We start from the raw sequence: 297 nt of genomic DNA, 5'->3' as shown, positions 1-297 counted from the left end.
CCGCCTCTGCCTTTTCCAGGTCAACAGAAACAGATTGTACTCCCTCCACCTTTTTGAGGGTTTCCTCCACATGGGATCTACAACCGCTACAGGTCATTCCTGTCACCTCGTACTTTTCCTTTGACCCTTTAGAATGAATGTGGTAACTGTCACCGTCTTTTTGCAGCGCATCTTCAAAAACACCTATTTGAATATGCCGCTTCATTTCCACCTCAGCTTCGGCTTTTTCAAGATCTACGGAAGCAGATTTCACTCCGTCGACCTTTTTAAGCGTCTCCTCAACATGTGACCGACAAC

1 protein-coding gene is annotated in these 297 nt (G+C 46.5%); it reads right to left on the bottom strand.

Annotation, left to right across the window (positions count from 1 at the left end; all coding sequences use genetic code 11):
• Positions 1-253 (bottom strand): heavy-metal-associated domain-containing protein (locus HC176_RS18980; RefSeq protein ID WP_342448730.1); only part of this gene is annotated, 253 nt, incomplete at its 3' end.
• Positions 254-297: the final 44 nt, after the last annotated feature.

Source organism: Tamlana crocina, from assembly GCF_012037625.1.
The sequence above is the reverse complement of the archived record's forward strand: the minus strand, read 5'-3'. Positions and strand labels throughout refer to the sequence as shown.